Source organism: Paenarthrobacter sp. GQ52 (assembly GCF_059759005.1).
In genome coordinates, this window is the sequence record NZ_JCAXEJ010000003.1 from 309,357 (window position 1) to 332,605 (window position 23,249).

The 23,249-nt window shown below is 62.4% G+C and carries 26 protein-coding genes; 13 read left to right on the forward strand and 13 right to left on the reverse strand.

What is annotated here, in order from left to right:
- Positions 1–2 precede the first annotated feature (2 nt).
- Complete coding sequence (locus tag AC6CH8_RS06890) at positions 3–917, forward strand: DNA-methyltransferase (RefSeq protein ID WP_091468729.1); 915 nt, start codon at positions 3–5, stop codon at positions 915–917.
- Here AC6CH8_RS06890 and AC6CH8_RS06895 read toward each other — a convergent pair.
- Both AC6CH8_RS06895 and AC6CH8_RS06900 read right to left on the reverse strand, forming a co-directional pair.
- Entirely contained in the window at positions 890–1,498 is a 609-nt protein-coding gene (locus AC6CH8_RS06895) for a MarC family protein (RefSeq protein ID WP_498189531.1), read from the reverse strand. The genes AC6CH8_RS06890 and AC6CH8_RS06895 overlap by 28 nt on opposite strands.
- On the reverse strand, positions 1,498–2,343 hold the full coding sequence (locus AC6CH8_RS06900) for a PHP domain-containing protein (RefSeq protein ID WP_498189533.1): 846 nt from the start codon (positions 2,341–2,343) through the stop codon (positions 1,498–1,500). The genes AC6CH8_RS06895 and AC6CH8_RS06900 overlap by 1 nt, the downstream gene beginning before the upstream one ends.
- An 80-nt stretch (positions 2,344–2,423) precedes the next feature.
- Between AC6CH8_RS06900 and AC6CH8_RS06905 the strand changes: the two genes are divergently transcribed.
- A complete protein-coding gene (locus AC6CH8_RS06905; protein WP_498189534.1) occupies positions 2,424–3,998 on the forward strand; it encodes an aminopeptidase P family protein in 1,575 nt (524 codons plus the stop codon).
- A gap of 143 nt (positions 3,999–4,141) precedes the next feature.
- Here the strand turns inward: AC6CH8_RS06905 and AC6CH8_RS06910 are convergent, their stop codons facing one another.
- Positions 4,142–4,966 carry a YflT domain-containing protein gene (locus AC6CH8_RS06910; RefSeq protein WP_498189536.1) on the reverse strand — a complete coding sequence of 275 codons (825 nt, stop codon included), beginning with the start codon at positions 4,964–4,966 and terminating at the stop codon, positions 4,142–4,144.
- A 76-nt stretch (positions 4,967–5,042) separates the two neighbouring features.
- Between AC6CH8_RS06910 and AC6CH8_RS06915 the strand changes: the two genes are divergently transcribed.
- The 3 genes from AC6CH8_RS06915 to AC6CH8_RS06925 are packed head-to-tail and all read left to right on the forward strand — an operon-like array spanning position 5,043 to position 8,170.
- Positions 5,043–6,326 carry a magnesium transporter MgtE N-terminal domain-containing protein gene (locus tag AC6CH8_RS06915; RefSeq protein ID WP_011775428.1) on the forward strand — a complete coding sequence of 428 codons (1,284 nt, stop codon included), beginning with the start codon at positions 5,043–5,045 and terminating at the stop codon, positions 6,324–6,326.
- Positions 6,307–7,038 carry a DUF1003 domain-containing protein gene (locus AC6CH8_RS06920; RefSeq protein ID WP_498189538.1) on the forward strand — a complete coding sequence of 244 codons (732 nt, stop codon included), beginning with the start codon at positions 6,307–6,309 and terminating at the stop codon, positions 7,036–7,038. Before AC6CH8_RS06915 ends, AC6CH8_RS06920 begins: the two co-directional genes overlap by 20 nt.
- 4 nt (positions 7,039–7,042) lie before the next feature.
- Complete coding sequence (locus AC6CH8_RS06925; RefSeq protein ID WP_498189540.1) at positions 7,043–8,170, forward strand: Mrp/NBP35 family ATP-binding protein; 1,128 nt, start codon at positions 7,043–7,045, stop codon at positions 8,168–8,170.
- A gap of 53 nt (positions 8,171–8,223) precedes the next feature.
- Here the strand turns inward: AC6CH8_RS06925 and AC6CH8_RS06930 are convergent, their stop codons facing one another.
- The 3 genes from AC6CH8_RS06930 to sigE are packed head-to-tail and all read right to left on the reverse strand — an operon-like array spanning position 8,224 to position 10,187.
- Positions 8,224–8,610, reverse strand: a complete 387-nt coding sequence (locus AC6CH8_RS06930; protein ID WP_420178515.1) for a twin-arginine translocase TatA/TatE family subunit — start codon at positions 8,608–8,610, stop codon at positions 8,224–8,226.
- Between the two features lie 31 nt (positions 8,611–8,641).
- Positions 8,642–9,556 (reverse strand): hypothetical protein, encoded by a 915-nt coding sequence (locus AC6CH8_RS06935; protein ID WP_498189542.1) that lies wholly within the window; start codon positions 9,554–9,556, stop codon positions 8,642–8,644.
- A gap of 7 nt (positions 9,557–9,563) precedes the next feature.
- On the reverse strand, positions 9,564–10,187 hold the full coding sequence (gene sigE, locus AC6CH8_RS06940; protein WP_017198611.1) for an RNA polymerase sigma factor SigE: 624 nt from the start codon (positions 10,185–10,187) through the stop codon (positions 9,564–9,566).
- A 237-nt stretch (positions 10,188–10,424) separates the two neighbouring features.
- Between sigE and AC6CH8_RS06945 the strand changes: the two genes are divergently transcribed.
- Positions 10,425–11,057: an O-methyltransferase gene (locus tag AC6CH8_RS06945; protein WP_017198612.1), complete on the forward strand. Its 633-nt coding sequence runs from the start codon at positions 10,425–10,427 to the stop codon at positions 11,055–11,057.
- Between the two features lie 111 nt (positions 11,058–11,168).
- Here AC6CH8_RS06945 and AC6CH8_RS06950 read toward each other — a convergent pair whose 3' ends face one another.
- From AC6CH8_RS06950 to AC6CH8_RS06965, 4 genes are all read right to left on the reverse strand, one after another.
- A complete protein-coding gene (locus AC6CH8_RS06950; protein ID WP_009357720.1) occupies positions 11,169–11,336 on the reverse strand; it encodes a DUF3117 domain-containing protein in 168 nt (55 codons plus the stop codon).
- 226 nt (positions 11,337–11,562) lie between these two features.
- Positions 11,563–12,768 carry a hypothetical protein gene (locus AC6CH8_RS06955; protein ID WP_498189545.1) on the reverse strand — a complete coding sequence of 402 codons (1,206 nt, stop codon included), beginning with the start codon at positions 12,766–12,768 and terminating at the stop codon, positions 11,563–11,565.
- Positions 12,769–12,872: 104 nt separating this feature from the next.
- Entirely contained in the window at positions 12,873–13,214 is a 342-nt protein-coding gene (locus AC6CH8_RS06960; RefSeq protein ID WP_498189547.1) for a DivIVA domain-containing protein, read from the reverse strand.
- 18 nt (positions 13,215–13,232) lie between these two features.
- A complete protein-coding gene (locus AC6CH8_RS06965) occupies positions 13,233–14,072 on the reverse strand; it encodes an LOG family protein (RefSeq protein ID WP_178997004.1) in 840 nt (279 codons plus the stop codon).
- 163 nt (positions 14,073–14,235) lie between these two features.
- On the opposite strand from AC6CH8_RS06965, the gene AC6CH8_RS06970 reads away from it, so the two are divergent.
- From AC6CH8_RS06970 to AC6CH8_RS06985, 4 genes are all read left to right on the forward strand, one after another.
- On the forward strand, positions 14,236–14,991 hold the full coding sequence (locus AC6CH8_RS06970) for an amino acid ABC transporter ATP-binding protein (RefSeq protein ID WP_011775438.1): 756 nt from the start codon (positions 14,236–14,238) through the stop codon (positions 14,989–14,991).
- Positions 14,992–15,046: 55 nt separating this feature from the next.
- Positions 15,047–15,925 (forward strand): glutamate ABC transporter substrate-binding protein, encoded by an 879-nt coding sequence (locus AC6CH8_RS06975; protein ID WP_420178519.1) that lies wholly within the window; start codon positions 15,047–15,049, stop codon positions 15,923–15,925.
- 92 nt (positions 15,926–16,017) lie between these two features.
- Positions 16,018–16,668 (forward strand): amino acid ABC transporter permease, encoded by a 651-nt coding sequence (locus AC6CH8_RS06980; protein ID WP_498189550.1) that lies wholly within the window; start codon positions 16,018–16,020, stop codon positions 16,666–16,668.
- A complete protein-coding gene (locus AC6CH8_RS06985) occupies positions 16,665–17,531 on the forward strand; it encodes an amino acid ABC transporter permease (protein ID WP_178997006.1) in 867 nt (288 codons plus the stop codon). The genes AC6CH8_RS06980 and AC6CH8_RS06985 overlap by 4 nt, the downstream gene beginning before the upstream one ends.
- Positions 17,532–17,620: 89 nt before the next feature.
- Here AC6CH8_RS06985 and dapE read toward each other — a convergent pair whose 3' ends face one another.
- Positions 17,621–18,745 (reverse strand): succinyl-diaminopimelate desuccinylase, encoded by a 1,125-nt coding sequence (dapE, locus tag AC6CH8_RS06990; RefSeq protein WP_498189552.1) that lies wholly within the window; start codon positions 18,743–18,745, stop codon positions 17,621–17,623.
- Positions 18,746–18,830: 85 nt separating this feature from the next.
- On the opposite strand from dapE, the gene dapD reads away from it, so the two are divergent.
- Complete coding sequence (dapD, locus tag AC6CH8_RS06995; RefSeq protein ID WP_364306153.1) at positions 18,831–19,856, forward strand: 2,3,4,5-tetrahydropyridine-2,6-dicarboxylate N-succinyltransferase; 1,026 nt, start codon at positions 18,831–18,833, stop codon at positions 19,854–19,856.
- A 13-nt stretch (positions 19,857–19,869) separates the two neighbouring features.
- Entirely contained in the window at positions 19,870–20,712 is an 843-nt protein-coding gene (locus AC6CH8_RS07000) for a hypothetical protein (RefSeq protein WP_420178522.1), read from the forward strand.
- Positions 20,713–20,729: 17 nt separating this feature from the next.
- On the opposite strand, the gene AC6CH8_RS07005 is transcribed toward AC6CH8_RS07000, so the two are convergent.
- Positions 20,730–21,341: a hypothetical protein gene (locus AC6CH8_RS07005; RefSeq protein ID WP_420178523.1), complete on the reverse strand. Its 612-nt coding sequence runs from the start codon at positions 21,339–21,341 to the stop codon at positions 20,730–20,732.
- A 109-nt stretch (positions 21,342–21,450) separates the two neighbouring features.
- A complete protein-coding gene (locus AC6CH8_RS07010) occupies positions 21,451–22,077 on the reverse strand; it encodes a TetR/AcrR family transcriptional regulator (RefSeq protein ID WP_498189554.1) in 627 nt (208 codons plus the stop codon).
- Between the two features lie 80 nt (positions 22,078–22,157).
- Between AC6CH8_RS07010 and galE the strand changes: the two genes are divergently transcribed.
- On the forward strand, positions 22,158–23,198 hold the full coding sequence (gene galE / locus AC6CH8_RS07015) for a UDP-glucose 4-epimerase GalE (RefSeq protein WP_026005471.1): 1,041 nt from the start codon (positions 22,158–22,160) through the stop codon (positions 23,196–23,198).
- The last annotated feature ends 51 nt before the right edge of the window (positions 23,199–23,249 follow it).

The window sequence follows — 23,249 nt, forward strand, 5'->3', positions numbered from 1 at the left end:
CAATGACTGAATCTGTTTGGGCGCCGGACGGCGGCAACTTGGTGGTGCACGCGGACAACGCGGAATTCCTCCCTACGCTGCCGGACGGCGCCTTCACACTCATTTACGTGGACCCGCCCTTCAACACGGGCAGGGTCCAACGCCGCCAGGAAACCCGTATGGTCCGCAATGCGGACGGCGACGGCGACCGCGTCGGCTTCAAGGGCCGTTCTTACGACACCATCAAGGGCGCCCTCCATAGCTACGACGACGCCTTCAGCGATTACTGGTCTTTCCTGGAACCAAAGCTCGTGGAGGCCTGGCGACTGCTGGCAGACGACGGCACCCTGTACCTGCATTTGGATTACCGGGAAGTCCACTACGCCAAGGTGATGCTGGACTCGATCTTCGGCAGGGAATGCTTCCTGAACGAGATCATCTGGGCCTACGATTACGGCGCCCGCGCCAAGAACCGCTGGCCCACCAAGCACGACAACATCCTGGTGTACGTCAAGAACCCCACCAAATATCACTTCGACAACGCCGAAGTGGACCGGGAACCGTATATGGCGCCTGGCCTGGTCACTCCAGCCAAACGCGAGCTCGGCAAGCTTCCCACGGATGTCTGGTGGCACACCATCGTCTCGCCCACGGGCCGCGAAAAGACCGGCTACCCCACTCAAAAACCCGAAGGCCTGGTTCGCAGGATTGTCTCTGCATCAAGCCGCGAGGGCGATTGGTGCCTTGATTTCTTCGCCGGTTCAGGCACCCTGGGCGCAGTTGCAGCCAAGCTAGGCCGCAACTTCGTGTGCGTAGACCAGAACGAACAGGCCATCGAGGTCATGCGGAAACGGCTGGGCAGCAAGGCAGGATTCCACCGGAGCGGGTCCTTGCCGGTCGCTGGCCTGGATCAGGCAGCACCCTTCACGAAGGCCTGAACGGCGTCCGCGATCATCTGGACGGCAATGGCTGATAGCAGCAAGCCGGCGATCCGGGTCACCAGCTCCACTCCGTTTTCACCGAGCACGCGCTGTACGACGCCAGCGAAGCGCATCGCAAGGTAAAGCGAGCCCAGCACCACGGCAATGCCAAGGCCAACCGCCAGGTACTCCGAGAGCTGGCTGGACTGCTGCACGAACACCATGACGGCGACGATCGCCCCGGGCCCGGCCATCAGCGGTGTTCCCAGCGGCACAAACGCCACGTTTTTGTACTTGGCAGCATTCTCTTCGCCACTGGTGGACCCCGTCAGCAGCTGCAGCGCAATGAGCACCAGAAGCAGACCGCCGGCGCCCTGCAAGGCCGCCAGCGAGATGTGCATGTAGTTCAGGATGGACTGCCCGAAGATCGCGAACACAACGATCACACCGGTGGCCACCAAAAGAGCCTGGAACGCGGACCGGTTTCGCTCCTTGGCCGACATCTGAGCCGTAAGTGACATGAAAATCGGCACGGTACCCGGGGGATCCATGATCACGAACAAGGTGACGATCACGGAGGCAAGCAGTTGAAGATCCATCAGCGAATGACCGTGCTCCCTGTTGCCAACTCCTCAATGCGTGCCAAGACCTCGGGCGAGGTAGTGTTTTCGCCCAACAGGTTGGGCTTGCCCGCTCCGTGATAGTCAGATGACCCTGTCATGAGCAAACCGTGTTCGGCTGCCAGGCCCCGCAGGAACGTGCGGCCCTCCTCCGGGTTGTCCCGATGTTCAACCTCAAGTCCCAGCAGTCCGGCATCAATCATGTCCCGGTATGTCTGCTCCCCCACAATGCGGCCCCTCGACGAGGCCACAGGATGGGCAAAGACTGGAACGCCGCCGGCTGCACGGACAAGCTCGACGGCGACTGCCGGGTTGGGCGCATAGTGCTGCACGAAGTACCGCGAATGTGAGGTGAGGATGGAAGTGAAGGCCTCCGTTCGATCCGCGACAACGCCAGCCGCGACCAAGGCATCGGCGATGTGAGGGCGACCCACCGTGGCACCGGGAGCCACGTGGTGGATGACGTCATCCCAGGTCAACGGGTAATCCTCGGACAACAAGGTGACCATGTGCTCGGCACGGGTGAGTCGGGCGTCCTTGGACTTGGTGATTTCCTCCAGCAAACCCGCATGGGTGGGGTCGTGGAGGTAACTCAGCAAGTGAACGCTGATTCCCTTCTCGGTCCGGCAGGAAATCTCCATTCCGGGAACGAAGGCAATGCCATGTTCCCGGGCCGCCGCGGCAGCAGATTCCCAGCCGTCCGTCGAATCGTGGTCCGTCAACGCCACGGCGTCCAGGCCGGCCGAGACGGCGGAGATGATCACGCCGGCCGGTGTCTCGGTTCCGTCGGAAACATTTGAGTGCGCATGCAGGTCTATCCTCACTTTCCCAGCCTATGGGATACGGGCATGCTTGGAGCGTTGCGCCGTTGGCCTCCTCACCTAACTGGTGGGACGATGTAACGGTGAACGATGCCGAAAACACCCAGAACTCGTCCTCCCAGCCACTGCAAGAGCGTGTCAACAACCGCTCGCAACGGCCCACATCCGATGCCTTCAAGGCATTCATGGCCAGCAACTGGGCGCCCGCCCCGCAGGTGACCCCCGCGCGAGACGCCGTTGCAGACCACGCTGCCCCCCGCCGTCGTACTATCTCCGAACTGTTCAAGGGCGAACGGCTCGTCATCCCCGCCGGTCCATTGAAGGTCCGTTCCAACGACTGCGACTACCGCTTCCGCCCGTATTCCGGCTTCGCCCACCTCACCGGCCTGGGCCTCGACCACGAGCCCGACGCCGTGCTGATCCTTGAGCCTGTTGCTGAAGGAAAGGGCGACGACGGCGGTCACCACACTGCCACCCTCTACTTCCGTCCGTTGGCCGGCCGGGATACAAAGCAGTTCTACGCGGACTCGCGCGCCGGCGAGTTCTGGATCGGTGCGCGTCCCACACTGGCCGAATTCGAAGCCCGCCTCGGCCTCCCCACCGCGCACATCTCCGAGCTCGAGATGGCCATCACCAAGAATGTGGGCGCCCCGGAAATCGGCGGCATCTCCATTCGCCTGGTCCGCAAGGTGGACGAGAACATTGATGCGCTGGTTGACACCGCCCGCTACAACACGGCCAAAGACCCCGAGAACCTGGACCTCGGCGAACTCGACGCCCTGGATGAGAAGCTCAGCGAAGCGTTGTCCGAGCTGCGCCTCATCAAGGACGAGTGGGAAATCGAGCAGATGAAGATCGCTGTGGCGGCAACCGTGGAAGGCTTCGCCGACGTCGTCCGGGCCCTCCCGCGCGCGCTGACCCACAAGCGCGGCGAACGTGTAGTTGAGGGCGCTTTCTTTGCCCGGGCCCGTGAGGAAGGCAACGAACTCGGTTACGACACCATTGCCGCGTCCGGCAATAACGCCACCGTGCTGCACTGGAACCGCAACTCCGGGACCGTCAATGCGGGCGAACTCCTTCTCCTCGATGCCGGTGTGGAGGCAGACTCCCTCTACACAGCGGACATCACCCGCACACTGCCTGCTACAGGGACGTTCACCGATGTCCAGCGCAAAGTCTATGAGGCCGTGCTCGACGCCGCCGATGCCGGTTTTGCTGCCGCCCAGCCGGGTGTGAGGTTCCGGGATATCCACACCGCTGCAACCACGGTGCTGGCCGAACGCCTCGCCGAGTGGGGTCTGTTGCCTGTTTCCGTGGAGGAAGCCATCAGCCCGGAGGGCCAGCAGCACCGCCGCTGGATGCCGCACGGCACCAGCCACCACCTTGGCCTGGACGTCCACGACTGCGCGCAGGCGAAGCGCGAGCTCTACCTCGATGGCATCCTCACCGAGGGCATGGTTTTCACCATCGAACCCGGGCTCTACTTCAAGAATGAAGACCTCGCCATTCCCGAGGAGTACCGCGGGATCGGCGTCCGCATCGAAGACGACATCCTCATGACCGCAGACGGCCCCCTGAACCTCAGCGCAGCGTTGCCGCGCAAGGCCGATGACGTCGAGTCCTGGATGGCCGGCATCTACCAGGAAGCCCAAGGCTAAGCGCACGCCGTTGGGCTGACACAGGCAGTTGGGCCAAACAAAGGGAAGGCCACCGGAGATCCGGTGGCCTTCCCTTGGTGCATTGCGGAGGCTATTGCTTTGCGGAAGCTGGTGCCTGCGGAGGCTGGTGCCTGCGGAGGCGACTACTGCTTGGGCGAACCCTCGGCGCTGGAGTGATCTCCGTCTTCCTGTGGCGCGTTCCGTGTCCGGTCCTGGCTGTCGGCCACCCGGACACCGTACTGCGGGCGACCGTCCGGGAGGTCCGGGTAACGGACAGCTGCCGGCGCCGGATTCGGAGCCGGCTGGGTCTCCGGCGCAGCTGCACCCTGTCCCTCCGGAGCCGTTGGACCATTAGCCTCAGGACCACGCTGGCCGTAGGGGTCGTTCCAGGTGGAAGGCCGCTCAGGAGCCTGGCCCGGCTGCTGGAACGGCGCATTCGGCTGGTTGTAGTTGGCCTGCGGCGCGGCTGCCTGCGCCGGGTTCATCGGCAGCTGGTGAAGCAAACGGCGAGCCTCGTGGGCTGCCTCTACAGAGACGATGACGTCGTAGTTGGTGGCCACTACCTGGCTGGTTGAGGTGAAGTCACGCTTCCCGCGCTGCATGGCATAGGTGACGATGCCGAACAGCATGAAGAAAGCCGCACCCATGAGCACAGATGTGATGATGGAGAACGGTCCCCCGGCGGGAGTAAAGAAGGACAGCATGACGCCTACGAAGAGGCCGAACCACATGCCGCTCAAGGCACCGGACAATGCCACCCTCGGGTAGCTCAGGCGGCCTGTTACCCGTTCCACCATTTTGAGGTCGTTGCCCACGATCGACACCAGCTGTACTGGGAACTGCTGGTCTGCGAGGTAGTCCACCGCCTTCTGGGCATCCAAATACGAGGTGTACGAGCCTACGGTGTCACCTTGGGGGACACTGCGGGATTCCTCAACGGCTTTGGGAGCACCAAAAATGTTTGACATAGCCCCATTGTGTCTCATGGACATGTGTAGCGGCTGTAATTCAGCTAAAAGAGAGCAGACTCGGTAGCCTGTAAACATGAGCACACATCCCTCACGCGTCTTTGTCGCGCGCTTGCTCGGCTTGGACGTCTTCGACCCCCTGGGCGATCGTCTGGGCCGGTTGCGCGACGTCGTGGTGCTCTCCCGCGGCACCCGTGGTGCGCCCCATGTGGTGGGCATCGTGGTTGAAGTTCCGGGCAAGAAGCGGGTTTTTGTTCCCATGACGCGCATCACGTCCATAGACCAGACGCAAATCATTTGCACCGGCCTGGTCAACCTGCGCCGCTTCGAGCAGCGCGGCGCCGAGACCCTGGTGGTCGCTGAGATGTTCGACCGCCGCGTGACGCTGGCCGATGGCAGTGGCGACGCCACGATCGAAGACATCGCCATGGACCAGCACAGGTCCAAAGACTGGTTTGTCAGCAAGCTCTTCGTCCGCCGTGGGCACTCCCTGTCCCCCTTTGGCAGGCTTCGCCGCAACGAGACCCTGATCATCGATTGGGCCGATGCACAGACCGGCGCCCATAACGAGCCCCAGGCTGCCACGCAGTTCGTTGCCACGCACGAAGACCTTAAACCTGCCGACTTCGCTGAGGCCCTCCAGGAAATGAGCGACAAGCGACGTTTCGAGGTGGCCAGTGAGCTTCAGGACGAGCGCCTCGCCGATGTCCTCCAGGAACTCCCGGAAGACGACCAGGTGGAGATCCTCTCAGCGCTGGATGTGGAACGAGCCGCTGACGTCCTCGAAGAAATGGATCCGGACGACGCCGCCGACCTCTTGGCCGAGCTGCCTTCCGCTCAGGCGGAAGAGCTGCTTCAACTCATGGAACCCCAGGAAGCCGAGGACGTCCGCCGTCTCCTGGAATACGACGAAGACACCGCCGGTGGCCTCATGACTCCGGTTCCGGTCATCCTGCCGCCGGAAGCAACCGTGGCCGAGGCCCTGGCACACGTTCGCCGCGAGGAGCTCTCGCCTGCACTGGCCTCATCCATTTTTATCGCCCGCCCTCCCTTGGAGACGCCGACAGGCCGTTTCCTGGGGGTGGTGCACATACAGCAACTGCTGCGCTTCCCACCGCCGGAACCGCTGGGCAACCTCGTGGACAAGAACCTCGAGCCGCTCTCGGACCAAGCCCACATCAGCGAGGTGGCCCGCACCTTGGCCACGTACAACCTGAACTCGCTTCCAGTCGTTGACGACGACGGCCGCCTTGTGGGGGCGGTGACTGTTGATGACGTGCTGGATCACCTGTTGCCGGATGACTGGCGCGCCCATGAGGACGACGCCCCTATAAGGAAACTTGGAGGCCGCATTGGCTGATAACAACGCCGCCCGATCCCCCAAGTCCGCAGGACGCTCGAGCAGTAGCCTTGACACGCCCCTGAGCGGTCGCCAACGCATCCTGCCCAAGTTCTCCCCGAACCCGGACGCGTTCGGAAACGCAACGGAGGGCTTCGCCCGGTTCATGGGCACGCCGACGTTCCTCGTCTACATGACGGTGTTCTGTGTCTTCTGGCTTGCCTGGAACACCTTCGCGCCCACGGACTGGCAGTTCGACCGCGTGGAGCTGGGCTTCACCCTGCTGACCCTGATGTTGTCCCTTCAGGCTTCCTATGCGGCACCGCTGCTGCTGCTCGCCCAAAACCGGCAGGATGACCGCGACCGTGTCTCGCTCCAGCAGGACCGCCAGCGTGCCGAACGCAATCTCTCCGACACCGAATACCTGACCCGGGAACTGGCGTCACTGCGCATCGCCTTGCGCGAAGTAGCCACCCGTGACTACGTCCGGACCGAGCTCCGAAGCCTTCTGGAAGACATCATCGACGCCCAGGAGGAACTCCGCGAGAGCGAAGGCGCCAATGATGGCACGGAATCGCCGGGTGAAAAGGTCAAGGAGAAGCTGAAGGAGAAGCGCGACAAATCGCGTGGGCCCCGCACACAGCAGATTCCGAAGGTCCGCCCGCCGCGGGCCGCAGGTCCACAACATTCCACCGGCAAGCCATCGCCTGAAAATCCCGAAAGCCGAGCCTGAACGTATGAGCATCGCATCTGCCGAGGCGCTGCATGCCGCCTTGGCCACCGTCATTGATCCCGAGCTCCGGCGCCCCATCACGGAACTGGGAATGGTGGAATCGGTGTCGGCCGATGATGACGGCGCAGTACACGTCGCAGTTCTGCTGACCATCGCCGGTTGCCCCCTGCGCGAGACCATCACCAAGGATGCCACCGACGCCCTGATCCGGGTGGAAGGCGTCACGGGCGTAGATGTTGAACTGAAGGTCATGACCCAGGCCCAGCGGGAAGCCCTCAAGGAACAACTCCGCGGGCCCGGTGGACAGCGCGGCATACCCTTCACCAAGCCTGGCTCCCTGACCAAGGTGTACGCCGTAGCCAGCGGAAAAGGCGGTGTTGGCAAGTCATCCGTCACCGTCAACCTGGCGTGTGCACTTGCCGCCCAAGGCCTCCGGGTTGGCATCGTGGACGCCGATGTGCACGGCTTCTCCGTGCCCGCCCTGATGGGGATCGACCAGAAACCCACGCAGGTAGACGACATGATCCTGCCGCCTGTCGCCTACGGCGTGAAGGTCATCTCCATCGGCATGTTCGTTGCAGGCAACCAGCCGGTGGCCTGGCGCGGTCCCATGCTGCACCGGGCCCTGGAGCAATTCCTCACCGATGTCTACTTCGGTGACCTCGATGCGCTCTTCCTGGACCTGCCCCCGGGCACGGGCGACATCGCCATTTCCGTGGCGCAGCTCCTGCCCAACGCAGAAATTTTGGTTGTCACCACACCGCAGGCAGCTGCTGCCGATGTCGCAGAACGAGCCGGTACCATCGCCACCCAGACAGGGCAGAAAGTGGCCGGCGTCATCGAGAACATGTCCTACCTGGAAATGCCCGACGGCGGACGTATGGAACTGTTCGGAAGTGGCGGAGGTGCCATCCTGGCTGAGCGCTTGAGCGCTGCCGTGGGCAGCGACGTTCCGCTCCTCGGGCAGATTCCCTTGGACATCCGTTTGCGGGAGGGCGGCGACAACGGAAAACCCGTGGTCCTGGCAGCACCTGAAACGGCTGCCGCAAAAGCGATGGAAGGTATTGCTTCCGCCTTGGCCACGCGACCCCGCGGACTGTCCGGCATGTCCTTGGGAATCCAGCCGCGCTAGGCCGGCGTCCTTCACGCTGAGCCGGCACCCTCAACGGGCTTCACTGCTTCGAATCAGGTCGCTTCGGTATCGAACGGGGCAGCTTCGCCCTCGGCGAGCCGCTCAATGACCCGCACAGGGGCCTTGGGCTTGGTATCTACAGCAGTGGCAGCAGCTGCTGGAGCTCCAGCGCTGACTGGCTTGGTGTCGTCATCCAGGAGCGCGTCCTTGATGATTCGACGGGGATCATACTGGCGGGGATCATACTTCTTCCAGTCGACGTCATCGATGTCGATGCCGACTTCTTCTTTGATCTGCTCGCGGGCGCCGGAAGCCATCCGACGGACTTCCTTGACCAGGTTGGCGAGCTTTTGAGTGTATTCGGGCAAACGGCTGGGACCGATGACGAGTACGCCGATAATCAGAAGGAGTATGAACTCCGGGCCGTTGATTCCAAGCACGCTACGAAGATTACCTTGTCTGTGGTGCCGCTCATAAACCGGCGGGACGGAGTAGGGTCTGAAGGCCGCGAAGCAGCCTCTGGTACCAGGCTTCCGGAGCTTCATCGGCGGACATTAACGCCATGGACTCCCCGGCCCGGACGATTTCAGGGACGGCGTCGTCCGCGCTGTCCGCCGGGAGGTCGGAGGCATAGCTGATGACTGCGGCGGGCATGGTGTAGACAGCCTTCCACGGGGTTCCCTGCGTGACAGAAAGCTGCGCAGACGTAGACCGTCCAGTTCCGGATCGATCCGCCGGCAGATGTTCCTCCACGATAGTGGCGTAGTGACCGTTGCTTTCGAGCCTGATCTCCACAGCCGGATTCCCGTTATGCATGGTGGCCTGGGCGGACACGACGTGGAAGCCCATTCCGGATAGTTCGGGACACGCCCACCCGTCTTCACGCAGTGACTCCAGCTGGGCAGCGCTCAAGCTGACCATGCTGCCGGCCCGAAATGCGGGTCCAACCATGGCTTCTGCGGGGTTACCCGTCCAGGCACCGGCAAGTGGGCCACCATGGCTGGTTCCCGCAAGGGCCTGTGGTCTTTCATCGCCGGCGATCACGTAGGCGGACAGTGCCAAGGCTCCTGCGCTCACCGCCAAGGTGCCGGCAGCAATGCCCGAAATGCCAAGGCCGCGCAACCGACGGTTCGGATATTGCGGTGGTGAGTACATTGGTGCCGGTTCGTTGGCCAAGCGTTCGGTGTGCTGAATCAATCGCGCCGCAAGATCCTGGCTGGCTTCGGGCACGGCTGCCGCACGGAGGCGTTCAAGGTACTGCCGTTCCCGGCGGAGCGCGCTCCGGCAGTCCGGGCAGTCCTCCAGGTGTTCCGGGCTGCGTGTATGGCGAAGCGCAGCCAATTTGCGCCGGGACAGGGCTCCCGGACGAAGTGAACGTCGAGGCATCGACTACCTAAAGAATGCTGGCGATGCGGGGCATCTTCAGCCGCGGCTTGCGGGCCTCCGCCGGTCGGGGGTCACGGTGGGCAAGCTTCTCGCGCAGCATGGTCCGGCCGCGGTGGATACGGGACCTGACGGTTCCGAGCTTCACACCGAGCGCCTCCGCCACTTCGTCATAGGAAAGGCCCTCAAGGTCGCACAGCACGACGGCGGCGCGGAAGTCCGGCGGGAGTTCTTCCAAGGCCCTTTGGACATCAAGGTCAAGGTTGTTGTGCTCGAAGCTCTGCTCAGGGCCTGGCTCGCGGCCGGGCAAGCGGGATTCGGCATCCTCGGCAAGCGCGTCGAAGCGGATCCGGCTCTTGCGCCGGGCCTGGTCCAGGAACAGGTTGGTGGTAATGCGGTGCAACCAGCCGTCCAGGGTTCCCGGCTTGAAGTTTTCCAGGGACCGGAAAACCCTGACGAAGACCTCCTGGGTGAGGTCTTCGGCGTCGAACTTGTTGCCGGTCAGTCGATAGGCGAGGCGATATACCTTGGCGGAGTGGTTCGAAACCACTTCCTCCCAGCTGGGCATGACCCAATCTGTAACGGCCTCAAGGCTTTCCGATGTTTGGACTGGCGCAGCATGCGATGCCGGCATCGTCCACTCCCCTCAAACTGTGGTTCACCGAGTCTTCGGCGCCGCCCACCTCATGGATGACCGGAGCATTATCATCCCAAGTTTGTCTGGGAATTTCCTGACTGGCAGAGGATTTCCCCGCGAGGCTGAAATCGGCCGTGGACACAGGTGCGGGGAGGCTTCCCTGCGACGGGTTTACGGGGGCGGACACAGTAGTCTTGGTACAAACACCCCTACCCGCGGAAAGCGAACCCCTTCATGAGTGCCGACAAGTCAAGCAGCTGGTCCTACGCAGAAGATCTGCCGGCTGAGGATGACGTATTGTTGCGTGCCCGGGAGCGGTCATTCGAACTTGGTGTTACTCCCATCAGTCCCGGTGTGGGCGCCGTGCTGACCGTACTCGCTGCCGCCTCCAAAGCGCAGACAGTGGTGGAAGTCGGCTCAGGTGCCGGGGTATCCGGGGTTTGCCTGCTGCGTGGATTGAGTCCTCACGCGGTGCTGACCACTATCGATGTGGACGTCGAACACCTCAAGGCGGCCAGGGAAGCGTTCTTGGAATCGGGTAGCCCGGCCAACCGCACCCGTACCATCTCGGGCCGCGCAGCCGACGTGTTGCCGCGCCTGACCGACTCTGCCTACGACCTCGTCTTCATCGACGCCGACAAGCCCAACTTCCCCAAGTATGTAGAACAGGCAATCCGCCTCCTGAAATCCGGCGGCACCCTGGTCATCAACGATGCGTTGGACAAAGACCGCGTCTCCAATCCCGCAGCTCGGGATGCCACCACGGTGGTTCTGCGTCAGATCGGCAAGGCCATTCGCGACGACGAGCGGCTGGCTTCGGCGATGCTGCCCACCGGCGATGGACTTCTGGTGGCCGTCAAGAAGTAGGGCGGTTCAACAAACCCGGGACCAGAACCGGTAGCAAGAGCTTAAACAAAAGCAGGGCCCCGGCTCTGAAATGCTCGCCGGGCCCTGCTTTGTAACTCTAGTCAAAAATGCCTATTCAGTGACGCCTACGAGGCATTCCTTGAGGTTGGCCGCTTCCGCGGCATTGAGCTCGACAACGAGTCGTCCTCCGCCTTCGAGCGGCACACGCATGATCAAGCTGCGTCCCTCTTTGGTAACTTCCATAGGGCCGTCGCCGGTACGTGGTTTCATAGCCGCCATTAGGAAAATCCCCTCCATTTGTCCCAAGTCACGCCAACCCGGCCGGGCTGGTTCCGCGTCGCAATTGCAGCCGGCGGCACCGCTTGGGAGGCCGCCTTGGCCGGGCACTTTTCGGTGCTTTGTCCTTGCTCTTAGTCCATTATCCCGTAATTACCCGTCCGTAGCGAATCAAACGCCTATTTGTCCGGGCTTTGTACATACTCGCCTTGCCCGGCAAAGGTCCATGTCAGGGCGGGTAGTCTCCGCCCCCGGGGAGCGGGGCCCACGCCCACAGCCACACCACCCACACGATCTGGAGGAGGACGAACATCAGCACGACGGTCCCCCGGTACGCCTTGGACTTGGACAGCAACGCCACTCCCAGCGCCAGCGGGAAAAGGGGCAGCAGCATTCTGAATGTACTGGTCTGCGGATGCAGGAAAACCAGCAAGTACCCCATGTAGCAGGCACACCAGAGCCTTAACTCGGTTCCGAGCGCCCGAACGGGCTTTGACACCATGACCAGCACGAAAAGTGCCGTGAAGACGAACGGGGCCAGCACACCCAGCACGGGACCGAACAGCATCCTGCCCGTATCGAACCATGGCTTGAAAGGCACAAGATCGTGCCCCCGCCAGGCTGTTTCGGTACGTGTGTAGGCCGTTAGATCACCGGTAGTGGCCCACGCAATCGCCGGCCACGCCAGAGCCCCGGCTCCCGCTGCCAACACCAATGCCGCCAGCGATAACAGGCTCCGCACCGGCGTCGGCCCATCGTCGTTGGAAGCTGAAGCCGGAGCTGGCAGCGTACTGGATGGCCCGAAGCGCTGCCATAAACGCCACAGCAACAGCAACCCCACCATGGCTGCAAAAGGAACCCCCGTGGGCCTGGAAAGGCACATCAGGAGCACTACGGGAATAGCTGCCAGGTACTGGCGCCGAACCACCAGCAGCAAGGCACCCGACAACAACAACAGATTCAGCGACTCGGCATAAGGGACCTGGAGAATAGGTGATACCGGGAAAGTAGAGACGAAGATGACGCCCCACAGGGCGGCCCGCTTGCCTGCGAACTCGCGGAAGAGCTTGTAGATCACCAAAGCAGCGCCCACACCTGCCAGCATCGCGATGATCGTGAGCGAAGGGAGGGTTCCTATCCCGGTGACCGCCGAGAGACCCCTGGCGAGGAAAGGAAAGAGCGCGTAGAACGCCCAGGCGTTTTGCTGCACCACGCCGTTCGCGTCCAGGGGAAGGACCGAGGGGTATCCCTTGTCAGCAGCTTCCTGGTACCAGCGCCCATCCCAGATGGTGATGAAGTTCCAGTAGTCAGGAGCCGGCGGGAACCAGGGATTCGTTCCCTGGTGAATGGCGGCCGTCATGAAGATGCAGGCGCTGACCAGCCTGGCAGCCACAAAAACCAAGGAAACCTGTACCCACCACGGCCATCCAGCCATTCTGGCGGCCGCGGCTGACAACCCCAGGGAAAGCCGCGCGGTGGGCCCTCGCTGCACCTGTGTCTTCGGGGCAGCAGTTCCCTTCGGCGCCGGGACCCGGGAACTCACTGCCCGGTCCGGCCGGTTTCGCCGTCCTGGAGGCGCGGCTGGACCAAGGCGCCAAGCCGTTCGATCTCGCGATCCTTTGCCTGCAGCTGGTCCCTCAGCTCATCCAGGACCTGGTCAACCTGATCCATGCGATACCCGCGAAGCCCCAAGGCAAAGCGCAAGGAGTCGACGTCGGAGGGCTTGGCATCCTCCGACAGCAGAACAGCGGGCAAGTTGGGGACCGGTTGGTCAAGTCCCGAACCGATCGAGCGCCCCCGTACGATCCCGGCACCGAGGTACAGCGCCGCGCCGATGAGGACTATCGCGAGAAAAACCAGGAAAAAGCTCACAGGGTCCATCGTGCCAGAAACAGCCGCCTATTCCGGGCGTTGGTTTCCATTGGTGGTTGGGGGTAGCGGTGCACCGTGCAGGACACGGTGCACCGCATCGGCGGGGTCATCCACCAGCTGGATCAAGTCAAGGTCCTTCTCGGAAACCATGCCTTCTGCCACCAGGGTGTCCTTGATCCACTCGATCATGGGTCCCCAGAACCGAATACCGAGCAGCACGATGGGGAACGACGTCACTTTGCGGGTTTGGACAAGCACCATGGCCTCGAACAACTCATCGAGGGTGCCGAGTCCTCCCGGAAGCACCACGAAGCCCTGCGCGTACTTAACGAACATGGTTTTGCGGGCGAAGAAGTACCGGAAGTTGATGCCCAGGTCCACCCACTGGTTGAGTCCCTGCTCGAAAGGCAGTTCGATGCCCAGGCCCACGGAGACTCCGTTGCCTTCCACGGCGCCCTTGTTGGCGGCTTCCATCGATCCGGGTCCGCCACCGGTGATCACGGCAACTCCGGCTTCAGCGAGCTTGCGTCCTACATCGACCGCCATCTCGTAGTACTCGGTTCCCGGTTTGGTTCGTGCCGATCCGAACACGCTGACGGCAGGCCCCAAGTCAGCCAGGGCTCCGAAGCCCTCCACGAATTCGCTTTGGATCCTCAGGACACGCCAAGGATCGGTGTGGATGAACTGCCCGGCACCGCTGGTATCCAACAAATGCTGGTCCGACATCCCCGTATCCGCTTGTTTGCGACGGAGCTCGAGGGAGCCTTTGTGCTTGGCGGGAGCGATCTCCGAGGGGAGTGGCACATGGGTGCCCGTGACGCGACCGTTGGCATCCGGGTGGGGAACTGGGTGCTGGCTGATGCTCATTGCCCAAGGCTAGCGCGTACGAAGGCCTGCTCCGTCGCTGCGACCCGCTTCTTGCATTGCAGTCTGGTATATCGCTGTGGGGCAGGTTTCTGTTCAGTCACGATCTTCAGGAAGTTGCCGTGACCGTGGTCATATTTGCTTCTTTGTTCGCTAGATTCGTCGTATGACTACTCAAGCGTCCGGCGATGCCCTCGTCTCCCTGAACGGCGTCAATAAGCACTACGGTCAATTGCACGTCCTCAAAGACATCAACCTCCAGGTTCAGAAGGGTGAAGTCGTGGTGGTTATCGGGCCTTCCGGTTCCGGTAAATCCACTCTCTGCCGTGCGATCAACCGTTTGGAAACGATCGACGACGGCGACATCGCCATCGACGGGAAGAAGCTTCCCGAAGAAGGCAAGGACCTCGCGCACTTGCGTGCCGACGTCGGCATGGTGTTCCAGTCCTTCAACCTGTTCGCCCACAAGACGATTCTTGAGAACGTCACGCTGGGCCCCATCAAGGTTAAGAAGGTGGCCAAGGGCACGGCTGACAAGGAGGCCATGGCCCTCCTTGAGCGTGTAGGCGTCGGGCATCAGGCCCCGAAGCTTCCCGCCCAGCTCTCCGGCGGCCAGCAGCAGCGTGTGGCCATTGCCCGCGCTCTCGCCATGAAGCCGAAGGTAATGCTGTTCGACGAGCCCACATCCGCGTTGGACCCCGAGATGATCAACGAAGTACTGGACGTCATGATCCAGCTGGCCAAGGAAGGCATGACCATGATCGTGGTCACCCACGAGATGGGCTTCGCCCGCAAGGCCGCTGACCGAGTGGTGTTCATGGCTGACGGTCAGATCGTGGAAGACGCAACTCCCGAGGAATTCTTCACCAACCCGAAGAGCACCCGTGCCAAGGACTTCTTGTCCAAGCTCTTGACCCACTAGCTCCTTACCGCCAGCACCCCCGGCCGTAAGGCGGCCACCCAATGAAAGGAACATCATGAAGTCTCTTATTACCCGGAGGAAGTCACTCCTGGTGGCCGCATCGGCTGCGCTTGCTCTCTCCCTGAGCGCTTGCGGCGGCGGCAGCAGCACCACCACTCCCCCCGTTGCCTCGGCGAGCTTCGAAGCCGGCACCACCATGGAGAAGCTGAACAAGGCCGGGACGATCAAGATCGGTACTAAGTTCGACCAGCCGTTGTTCGGCCAGAAGGGCCTGGACGGCAAGCCTGTCGGTTTCGACGTCGAAATGGGCAAGGCAATTGCCGCCAAGCTTGGAATTCAGGCTGACAAGATCGAGTGGGTAGAAACTGTCTCCCAGAACCGTGAGTCGTTCATCGAGCAGGGTCGCGTCGATCTCGTCATCGCCACGTACACCATCAACGATGCCCGTAAGGAAAAGGTCGCCTTCGCCGGACCGTACTACGAAGCCGGCCAGGCGCTGTTGGTGAACAAGGACGACACCTCCATCACCAAGCCCGAAGATGTCGCCGGCAAGAAGGTCTGCTCCGTCACGGGTTCCACCCCGGCCAAGACCATCGCCGAGAAGTACGGCGCTGAGGTAGTCCCTGCGGCCACCTACACCGCTTGCCTGGAGCCGCTTCGCAACAAGCAGGTTGTCGCCGTCACCACTGACAACGTCATCCTCGCCGGCTACGTGGACAAGGAACCGGACGCCTTCAAGCTCGCCTCGGATGAAACCTTCACCAAGGAGCCTTACGGCATCGGCCTGAAGAAGGACGACACCGTTTTCCGCAACTGGATCAATGACCAGCTTGAGGAATTCGCCAAGGACGACACCTACAAGAAGGCTTGGGAAGCCACTGCAGGCAAGGTCATCAAGACCGCTCCTGAACTTCCTACGATCAACCGCTACTAGTCGGGACCCGTCAACTGCCGCCGCCCACCCGGACGGCGGCAGTTGACGAATCCAGGACCCTGTTCCCTGATTAGCTGCAGCCAAAGGAAGCCATGGACGCCGTCATAGCAAGCCTCCCCGAGTATTGGGACGGATTTCTCCGAACCCTTTATCTCTCCGTAATTTCAGGAATCATTGCCCTCCTTGTCGGCACACTCCTGGCAGCCATGAGGGTTTCCCCCGTGGCAGCACTTCGCGGTTTCAGCATGTTCTATGTTGAAGTGGCGCGTAACACCCCCCTCACCATCATTTTCTTCTTCGCCGCCATTGTTCTGCCGCGGCTGGGCGTTAAGTTTGAACAATTCGAAGTCGCGGCCATTATCGCGTTGAGCAGTTACACGGCGGCCTTCATCGCCGAAGCCGTCCGTTCCGGCGTCAACAGCGTGCCTGTGGGCCAAGCAGAAGCTGCCCGCAGCGTCGGCATGACCTTCACCCAGGTGTTGGGCTTCATCGTCCTCCCCCAAGCCGTGCGCACCGTCATACCTCCGTTGATCAACATTCTGATAGCACTGGTCAAGAACTCCTCGGTGGCCGGCGCGTTCTTCGTCCTGGAGCTTTTCGGCTACGGCCGCCAGCTCTCCAACGACTACGGCAACCAAGTCCTCTGGATCCTCCTCGGGGTGGCTTTCTTCTACCTCCTGATCACAGTTCCGCTGGGACTTCTGGCGCACTTTGTTGAACGAAAGGTGGCGATTGCCCGATGACATCGGTCCTGTACGACGTCCCCGGGCCCAAGGCCCGCCTCTATTCGCTCCTGGGCTCCGCCGCTGGAATCCTGATCATCCTCGGCATCCTCGCCATTGCTGTCGTAACGCTGGCACAGCAGGGCATTTTCGACGCCGACCGTTGGGAGATTTTCTACGGTCCCATGGCTCCGGACGTCTGGAACCTGATCGGCCAAGGCATTCTCTCCACCTTGGCCGCAGCCGCCGTGGCAGCCGTGATCGCATTCCCCCTGGGCATCGCGCTCTGCCTGCTGCGTATCTCCCTGATTCCTTGGATCCGGATTCCCACGCAGGTAGTGCTTGAGTTCCTCCGTGGCATGCCTGTGGTCCTCATGATGTTGTTTGTCCTGTTGGTTTTCGCCACGGGTCAGTTCCAAGCCGTGGTTGTTGGCCTGGTTCTCTACAACGCCGCCATCTTTGCTGAGATCCTGCGTGCAGGCATCCAGTCCCTCCCCAAGGGACAGCGCGAGGCGGGTCTGGCCATCGGCCTCCGAAGCTTCCAGTCACGGATGTCCATCGAGTTCCCCCAGGCTGTTCGCCGGATGCTTCCGTCCTTGGTGGCCCAGTTGGTGGTTCTGCTCAAGGACACCTCGCTCGGCTACATCGTGGGCTACGAGGAACTCCTGCGGAAGATCCAGATCATGGCCGACTTCCTCGGCCCGGACTTCCTGTTCCCGGCGTTCTTCGTGGGCGCTGCGATCTACATCCTGATTAACCTGACAGTGTCGCGGATTGCCATCATGATTGAGCGCCGCGGTTCCAAGAAGGCCGCCGGCGGCGTGGCCTCGGCCATCAAGACGGTGGATCTCGAAGTCAACGTACCGGGTACCGATAAGAAGTAGCTCTGTAGCAAAGAAGAAGGTCCGCAGCCACGGTGACCAGTTCACCAGGCTGCGGACCTTCTTCATTTGCTGAGCAGAAAGCTCTGGGACTACGGCGTTAGCCACGTCCTGAGTGCCCGGAGGCACTCACGGACGGCGTCGGCGTCGACGTGTTCGTTGTCCTTGTGCGCCAGCAGAGGATCGCCGGGGCCGAAGTTAACTGCCGGGATGCCCAGTTCACTGAAGCGCGCGACGTCGGTCCAGCCGTATTTGGGCTTGGGCTCGGCACCCACTGCGGCAACGAAGGACGCCGCGGCGGGATGGTTGAGTCCGGGGCGCGCGCCGGCAGCAGCGTCCGTACGGACGACGTCGAATCCTTCCAGCAAGTCCCTGACGACGGCCTCAGCCTGGTCCGGGGTCTTGTCCGGGGCGAAGCGGTAGTTGATCTCCACCACGCAGCGGTCCGGGATGACGTTGCCCGCAGTTCCACCGTTGATCTTTACGGCATTGAGGCTCTCGCGGTAATCGAGGCCGTCCACGTTGATGGTCTGCGGCTCATAGTCGGCGAGCCGGGCCAGGATGGGTGCTGCGGCGTGGATCGCGTTGATGCCCATCCATGCCCGCGCAGAGTGTGCTGTTTCGCCGATGGTGGTTGCTTCGAAACGGCTGGTTCCGTTGCAGCCGCCTTCCACTGTGCCATGCGTTGGCTCCAACAGAATTGCGAAGTCGCCCTTCAGCAGGTCGCCGTGGTTGCGGACCAGCCTTCCGAGCCCGCTCTTCACCGCTTCCACTTCCTCATGGTCATAAAAGACGAAGGTGACGTCCTTGTCCGGCTGCCTGCCGTCGTCGAACAGTGTTGCCGCCAGCGCGAGCTGCACCGCAACGCCGCCCTTCATGTCAGTAGTCCCGCGTCCGTAAAGCACGCCTTCGCCGGGAACGCCGGACTCCCACGTGGCCGGGACGGTGCCGAGCGAGCCGGATACGGTGGGCAGGGGCACGGTGTCCAGGTGTCCGGCCAGAATGACTCGCTCCGGGCGGCCAAGTTCGGTGCGGGCGATGATGGCGTCTCCGTCCCGGGTCACGGTATAGGCGGGGATGGCGCGCAGGGCGGTCTCGACGGCGTCGGCAAGCTCGGTCTCATTGCCGGAAACGCTGTTGAAGTCGATGATCGCGGCCGTCAGCAAAGCAACGTCCTGGCGCAGGTCAAGGAGGGCGGGAGCAGGGTTCAGGGTCACCCGTCCAGCCTAATGCCCGCAAATGCGACTTCTATGGCATGAGACGGGTTTTAACCGACCTCTGCCTGCTGGATAGACTTGGCGCATGACTGAAACTGCTTCCTCTGCTGCGCCCGCAAACGCGTCCGACAACCACCGATCGGCCTACGGCTTCGGCCTCGCCACCATCGCCACCTCGGCTTCCGGGGAAGCAACCGTGCTGGATGTCTGGTACCCCGCACCCTCGCTGGGCGTTGCCGCCGAGTCCTTGCGCGACGTCGAGAACGCCGATCCCGCACTCACTGCGCTGGCCCAGGAAGGCAAAGACGCCGACCGCGGCACCGAGCAGAAGGTTGTCTTCGCGCAGATCGACCTCGACGCCGCCCCGGCAGACACCGCCGACGCCTACCTGCGTCTGCACCTCCTCTCGCACCGCCTGGTCAAGCCGAACAGCATCAACCTGGATGGTGTCTTCGGCAAGCTGCCCAACGTTGTGTGGACCAACTTCGGCCCCGCCGCGGTTGACGGCTTCGAACTGACCCGCGCCCGCCTGCGCAAGCGCGGCAACGTTGTGGTCTTCGGCGTGGACAAGTTCCCGCGGATGGTTGACTACGTCGTTCCCACCGGTGTGCGCATTGCCGACGCCGACCGCGTCCGTTTGGGTGCCCACCTCGCCGAAGGCACCACGGTCATGCACGAAGGCTTCGTGAACTTCAACGCAGGAACCCTGGGAACCTCCATGGTGGAAGGCCGGATCTCCGCTGGCGTTGTTGCCGGCGACGGCACGGACGTCGGAGGCGGAGCGTCCATCATGGGCACGCTCTCCGGCGGCGGCAAGGAAAAGATCGCCCTGGGCGAGCGGGTTCTGCTCGGCGCCAACTCCGGCGTGGGCATCAGCATCGGCGACGACTCCGTTGTGGAGGCCGGCCTCTACGTTACCGCCGGCACCCGCGTGCGCGTTCCGGGACCCAAGGACGAGAACGGCGAGGACACCAGCAAGATCATCAAGGCCGTGGAACTCTCCGGCGTCCCGAACCTCCTCTTCCGTCGCAACTCCACCACCGGCGGCGTGGAAGTCCTGCCGCGCAAGGGCCAGACGGTGGAGCTGAACGAGGCTCTCCACGCCAACTAGCAGGAGACACCCAATGCGCCGGTTCCGCCGCGCCATCGTTGCGGTGCTGGCTTTGGCCCTCGTAGCAGGTGCCATTTACGCGATAGTTGCCGTGCTGCAGCGCTCCGAGACCTTGGTCACGGAGCGCTGCTTTGCCGTGGTCGGCTCTGAAAACCATGAGCTTGCCACGGACCAGACTGCCAACGCGTCGCTCATCTCGGCGATCTCCGTCCGGCGTGGGCTGCCGCCCCGGGCGGCGAGTATCGCTCTTGCCACAGCCATGCAGGAATCCAGGCTGCGCAACATCAACTACGGCGACGACGCCGGACCGGACTCCCGCGGTTTGTTCCAGCAACGCCCCTCGCAAGGCTGGGGAACCGAGGAACAGGTGATGGACCCCATCTATGCAAGCAATGCTTTCTTTGACGGACTGGTCAAAGTGCCCGGCTACGAGGCCATGGAGATCACCCAAGCTGCCCAAGCGGTCCAGCGTTCCGCTTTCCCCCGCGCGTACGCCCAGCATGAGGGAATGGCACGGGCTTTTGCTTCCGCCCTCACCGGGCACTCCACCTCGTCATTGAATTGCGAATTGCGCATGCCGGAGGCGGCGGGTGACCCTGCCGTCGTCGTCGATGAACTCACGACGGCGTTCGGCCCCCAGGCGGCCACCGTTCAGGGCCGCTCGGTTCAGTTGCAGATCGGCGGAACGCAGGCTTGGGCTGTGGCTCACTGGGCGGTGGCAAACGCAAAAACTTTGTCCATCACGCAAGTGGACCTTGCAGGCCAGACGTGGAACCGGGAGAAACGCGACGGATGGCAACCCTCCGCCGCTCCCACTGAGACGGTCACCATCACTGTTTCAGCGCCAGCAACCTGAGTTTTTTGTGCAGCCCATCAGGCCAGCATCTCCACCACGGGCTGGACGTAACTACGGAACACATCGGGCTCGGACAGCAGCCGATGGCTCATGATCATGGTGCTCGGTTCCAAGTACCAGGCCCGGGGTTCATTGAGGGGCAGCTCAATAATAGTGAGTTCGAAGTCCCGGGAACTGCGACCGACCTCAAGGAGCCTGTCCTCCACCATTTCGTTCAGTACGTGTGTCACCCCGTTGGCTTCACGCGCGGCCTCAAGATGGGCATACTCGTCGATCCTGTCGGTGGCCCATCCCAGAGCAGAGCCAAAATGTGCCTGCAGGACGCGCTGGAGTGCCGGTGAATTGCCAAAAGCTTTGAAGCTGGGCGGCGATAGCTCGGGAGCCGGATTGGGATAAGACTTCACCAGGCTCTCCCACCAGGCCTCCCACTCGGTCTTTAGCGCCGGGAGACCCCCCACATCAGAGGTGAGGTGTTGGTGGTCTGCATGCCTGACTTTTGGAGCTGCGTGGGAGAGGATGGGTTTTCCAGCACCATCCAATCCGGCTACGTCGCGCAAGTACAGGGCAATGAGCATAGGCCCGGACGTATCCATGGTGATGCGCCATCCCGGGCCGCCTGACTCGTGCATGCGAATTCCTCCCTTTGGCAGGTCCCCGACATGTTCCAGTCTATTCCCGATGACTCCGGACGGTAATGGCGTTGTTCGGCTCTTATAGGCTGGGCAGCCGCAACAACCCTCAGCGGCTGGCTGGCACTGCCCCCAAGGAGCGCAGGTGGGCCGTGAGGACGTCGCTGCACATCTCTGCGGTCATCCACTCGGGCTGCAGCAGCGCATGCATGCACAGCCCGTCCATGGTGGCCAAGAGCCTCTCCGCTTCCGTCACAAGGGTTTGCTGCGCGTCAGCTTCACCCGGATTCAGGAGCATGATGAGGCGACCGACGACGGCGGCCACGGTACGGTGGCTGCGCTCGGCTTCGTCGGCCAGAACGGGCTTGATCCGGGCAGCGTGCCGGAATGCCATCCACACGCAGGCATCTACTGCGAGTTCCTCGTCCAAGGGCAGGAACTGGCCGAGGAGATTAAGCACCGCGTTGTGCTGCTCGGGGCTTTCAGGTGGGGCGTCCTCGACGGACACGAGTGCCGCCTCAAGACGCCATGAAATGCGATCGATGACGGCCGCGAAGGAGAAGACCAGAAGTTCATCACTGCTGGCGAAGTAGTGCCGCACCGAACCAACAGCCAGGCCTGCTTCGTCAGCTACTTCCCTGAGGGATGCCCGCTCCAAGCCATCGCTGGCAATAATCCGGAAGACGGCTTGGACAACTTCATGGCGCCGGGCTTCGGCATCAACAATTTTGGGCACCAGTAGTTTTTAGCACGAACGTGCTTCAACACCGCTCAACACAGAGCGGCGTGGCTCCGATTTCCGATAGCGTAGGAACCATGAAAATTCTTGTCACGGGTGGCACCGGCTACATCGGTTCCCACACCGTTTTGTCCCTTCAGGAAGCCGGCCACGACGTCGTTGTGCTCGACAACCTCGTGAACTCCAGTGAGGAATCCCTCCGCCGGGTTTCGGAGCTCACCGGCAAGACTGCCGCCTTCCACAAGGTGGACCTGGTGGATGAGCCCGCCGTTGAGGCGGTCTTCGACCAGCACCAGATCGACGCGGTCATCCACTTCGCGGGGCTGAAGGCCGTAGGCGAGTCCGTCCAGGAACCCCTGGCCTACTACTACAACAACATCGTGGGCACCCTGAACCTGCTCCGCGCCATGGACAAGCACAACGTGCGCTCCATTGTCTTCAGCTCCTCGGCCACGGTGTATGGCGAGCACAACCCAATTCCCTACATCGAGAAGATGGAAATCGGGGCCAACAACCCTTACGGCCGCACCAAGGAACAGATCGAGGACATCCTCTCAGACCTGGGTAACGCGGATGACCGCTGGCATATCGCACTCCTGCGCTATTTCAACCCGGTTGGAGCGCACCCGTCCGGCCGCATCGGCGAGGACCCCCAGGGCATCCCGAACAACCTCGTCCCCTTCATCGCACAGGTAGCCGTAGGACGCCGCGAGAAGCTCATGGTTTTCGGCGGCGACTACGACACGCCCGATGGCACTGCGCAGCGCGACTACATCCACGTAGTTGATCTGGCCGATGGCCATGTAGCAGCCCTGAACTACATCGCCGAGCGCGCCGGTGTCCGTCGCTGGAACCTGGGCTCCGGCCGCGGTTCGTCCGTTCTGGAGGTCCTGCGTTCCTTCGAGAAGGCCGTGGGCCGGCCGATCCCGTACGAGATCACCGACCGCCGTGCCGGCGATCTCCCCGCCTTCTGGGCCGACGCTTCTTCAGCCCTTGCTGACCTTGGATGGTCCACCACGAAGACCGTGGACCAGATGTGCGAGGACCACTGGCGCTGGCAGAAGAACAACCCCTACGGCTACAACGCAGCTGAGGCTGCCGCGACGAGCAACGCTTAGGCGAGCACTGCTTCGGCAACTAACGACGGCGGGCGCGCCCCCCCCCCGGGG

Excerpts from the sequence above, each read along its gene's own strand:
- AC6CH8_RS06890 (WP_091468729.1), top strand. The coding sequence starts at position 3 with ATGACTGAATCTGTTTGGGCGCCGGACGGCGGCAACTTGGTGGTGCAC.
- AC6CH8_RS06895 (WP_498189531.1), bottom strand. The coding sequence starts at position 1,498 with ATGGATCTTCAACTGCTTGCCTCCGTGATCGTCACCTTGTTCGTGATC.
- AC6CH8_RS06910 (WP_498189536.1), bottom strand. The coding sequence starts at position 4,966 with ATGTCAAACATTTTTGGTGCTCCCAAAGCCGTTGAGGAATCCCGCAGT.
- AC6CH8_RS06915 (WP_011775428.1), top strand. The coding sequence starts at position 5,043 with ATGAGCACACATCCCTCACGCGTCTTTGTCGCGCGCTTGCTCGGCTTG.
- AC6CH8_RS06925 (WP_498189540.1), top strand. The coding sequence starts at position 7,043 with ATGAGCATCGCATCTGCCGAGGCGCTGCATGCCGCCTTGGCCACCGTC.
- AC6CH8_RS06935 (WP_498189542.1), bottom strand. The coding sequence starts at position 9,556 with ATGCCTCGACGTTCACTTCGTCCGGGAGCCCTGTCCCGGCGCAAATTG.
- sigE (WP_017198611.1), bottom strand. The coding sequence starts at position 10,187 with ATGCCGGCATCGCATGCTGCGCCAGTCCAAACATCGGAAAGCCTTGAG.
- AC6CH8_RS06945 (WP_017198612.1), top strand. The coding sequence starts at position 10,425 with ATGAGTGCCGACAAGTCAAGCAGCTGGTCCTACGCAGAAGATCTGCCG.
- AC6CH8_RS06950 (WP_009357720.1), bottom strand. The coding sequence starts at position 11,336 with ATGGCGGCTATGAAACCACGTACCGGCGACGGCCCTATGGAAGTTACC.
- AC6CH8_RS06955 (WP_498189545.1), bottom strand. The coding sequence starts at position 12,768 with ATGGCTGGATGGCCGTGGTGGGTACAGGTTTCCTTGGTTTTTGTGGCT.
- AC6CH8_RS06960 (WP_498189547.1), bottom strand. The coding sequence starts at position 13,214 with ATGGACCCTGTGAGCTTTTTCCTGGTTTTTCTCGCGATAGTCCTCATC.
- AC6CH8_RS06965 (WP_178997004.1), bottom strand. The coding sequence starts at position 14,072 with ATGAGCATCAGCCAGCACCCAGTTCCCCACCCGGATGCCAACGGTCGC.
- AC6CH8_RS06970 (WP_011775438.1), top strand. The coding sequence starts at position 14,236 with ATGACTACTCAAGCGTCCGGCGATGCCCTCGTCTCCCTGAACGGCGTC.
- AC6CH8_RS06975 (WP_420178519.1), top strand. The coding sequence starts at position 15,047 with ATGAAGTCTCTTATTACCCGGAGGAAGTCACTCCTGGTGGCCGCATCG.
- AC6CH8_RS06980 (WP_498189550.1), top strand. The coding sequence starts at position 16,018 with ATGGACGCCGTCATAGCAAGCCTCCCCGAGTATTGGGACGGATTTCTC.
- AC6CH8_RS06985 (WP_178997006.1), top strand. The coding sequence starts at position 16,665 with ATGACATCGGTCCTGTACGACGTCCCCGGGCCCAAGGCCCGCCTCTAT.
- dapD (WP_364306153.1), top strand. The coding sequence starts at position 18,831 with ATGACTGAAACTGCTTCCTCTGCTGCGCCCGCAAACGCGTCCGACAAC.
- AC6CH8_RS07000 (WP_420178522.1), top strand. The coding sequence starts at position 19,870 with ATGCGCCGGTTCCGCCGCGCCATCGTTGCGGTGCTGGCTTTGGCCCTC.
- AC6CH8_RS07005 (WP_420178523.1), bottom strand. The coding sequence starts at position 21,341 with ATGCACGAGTCAGGCGGCCCGGGATGGCGCATCACCATGGATACGTCC.
- galE (WP_026005471.1), top strand. The coding sequence starts at position 22,158 with ATGAAAATTCTTGTCACGGGTGGCACCGGCTACATCGGTTCCCACACC.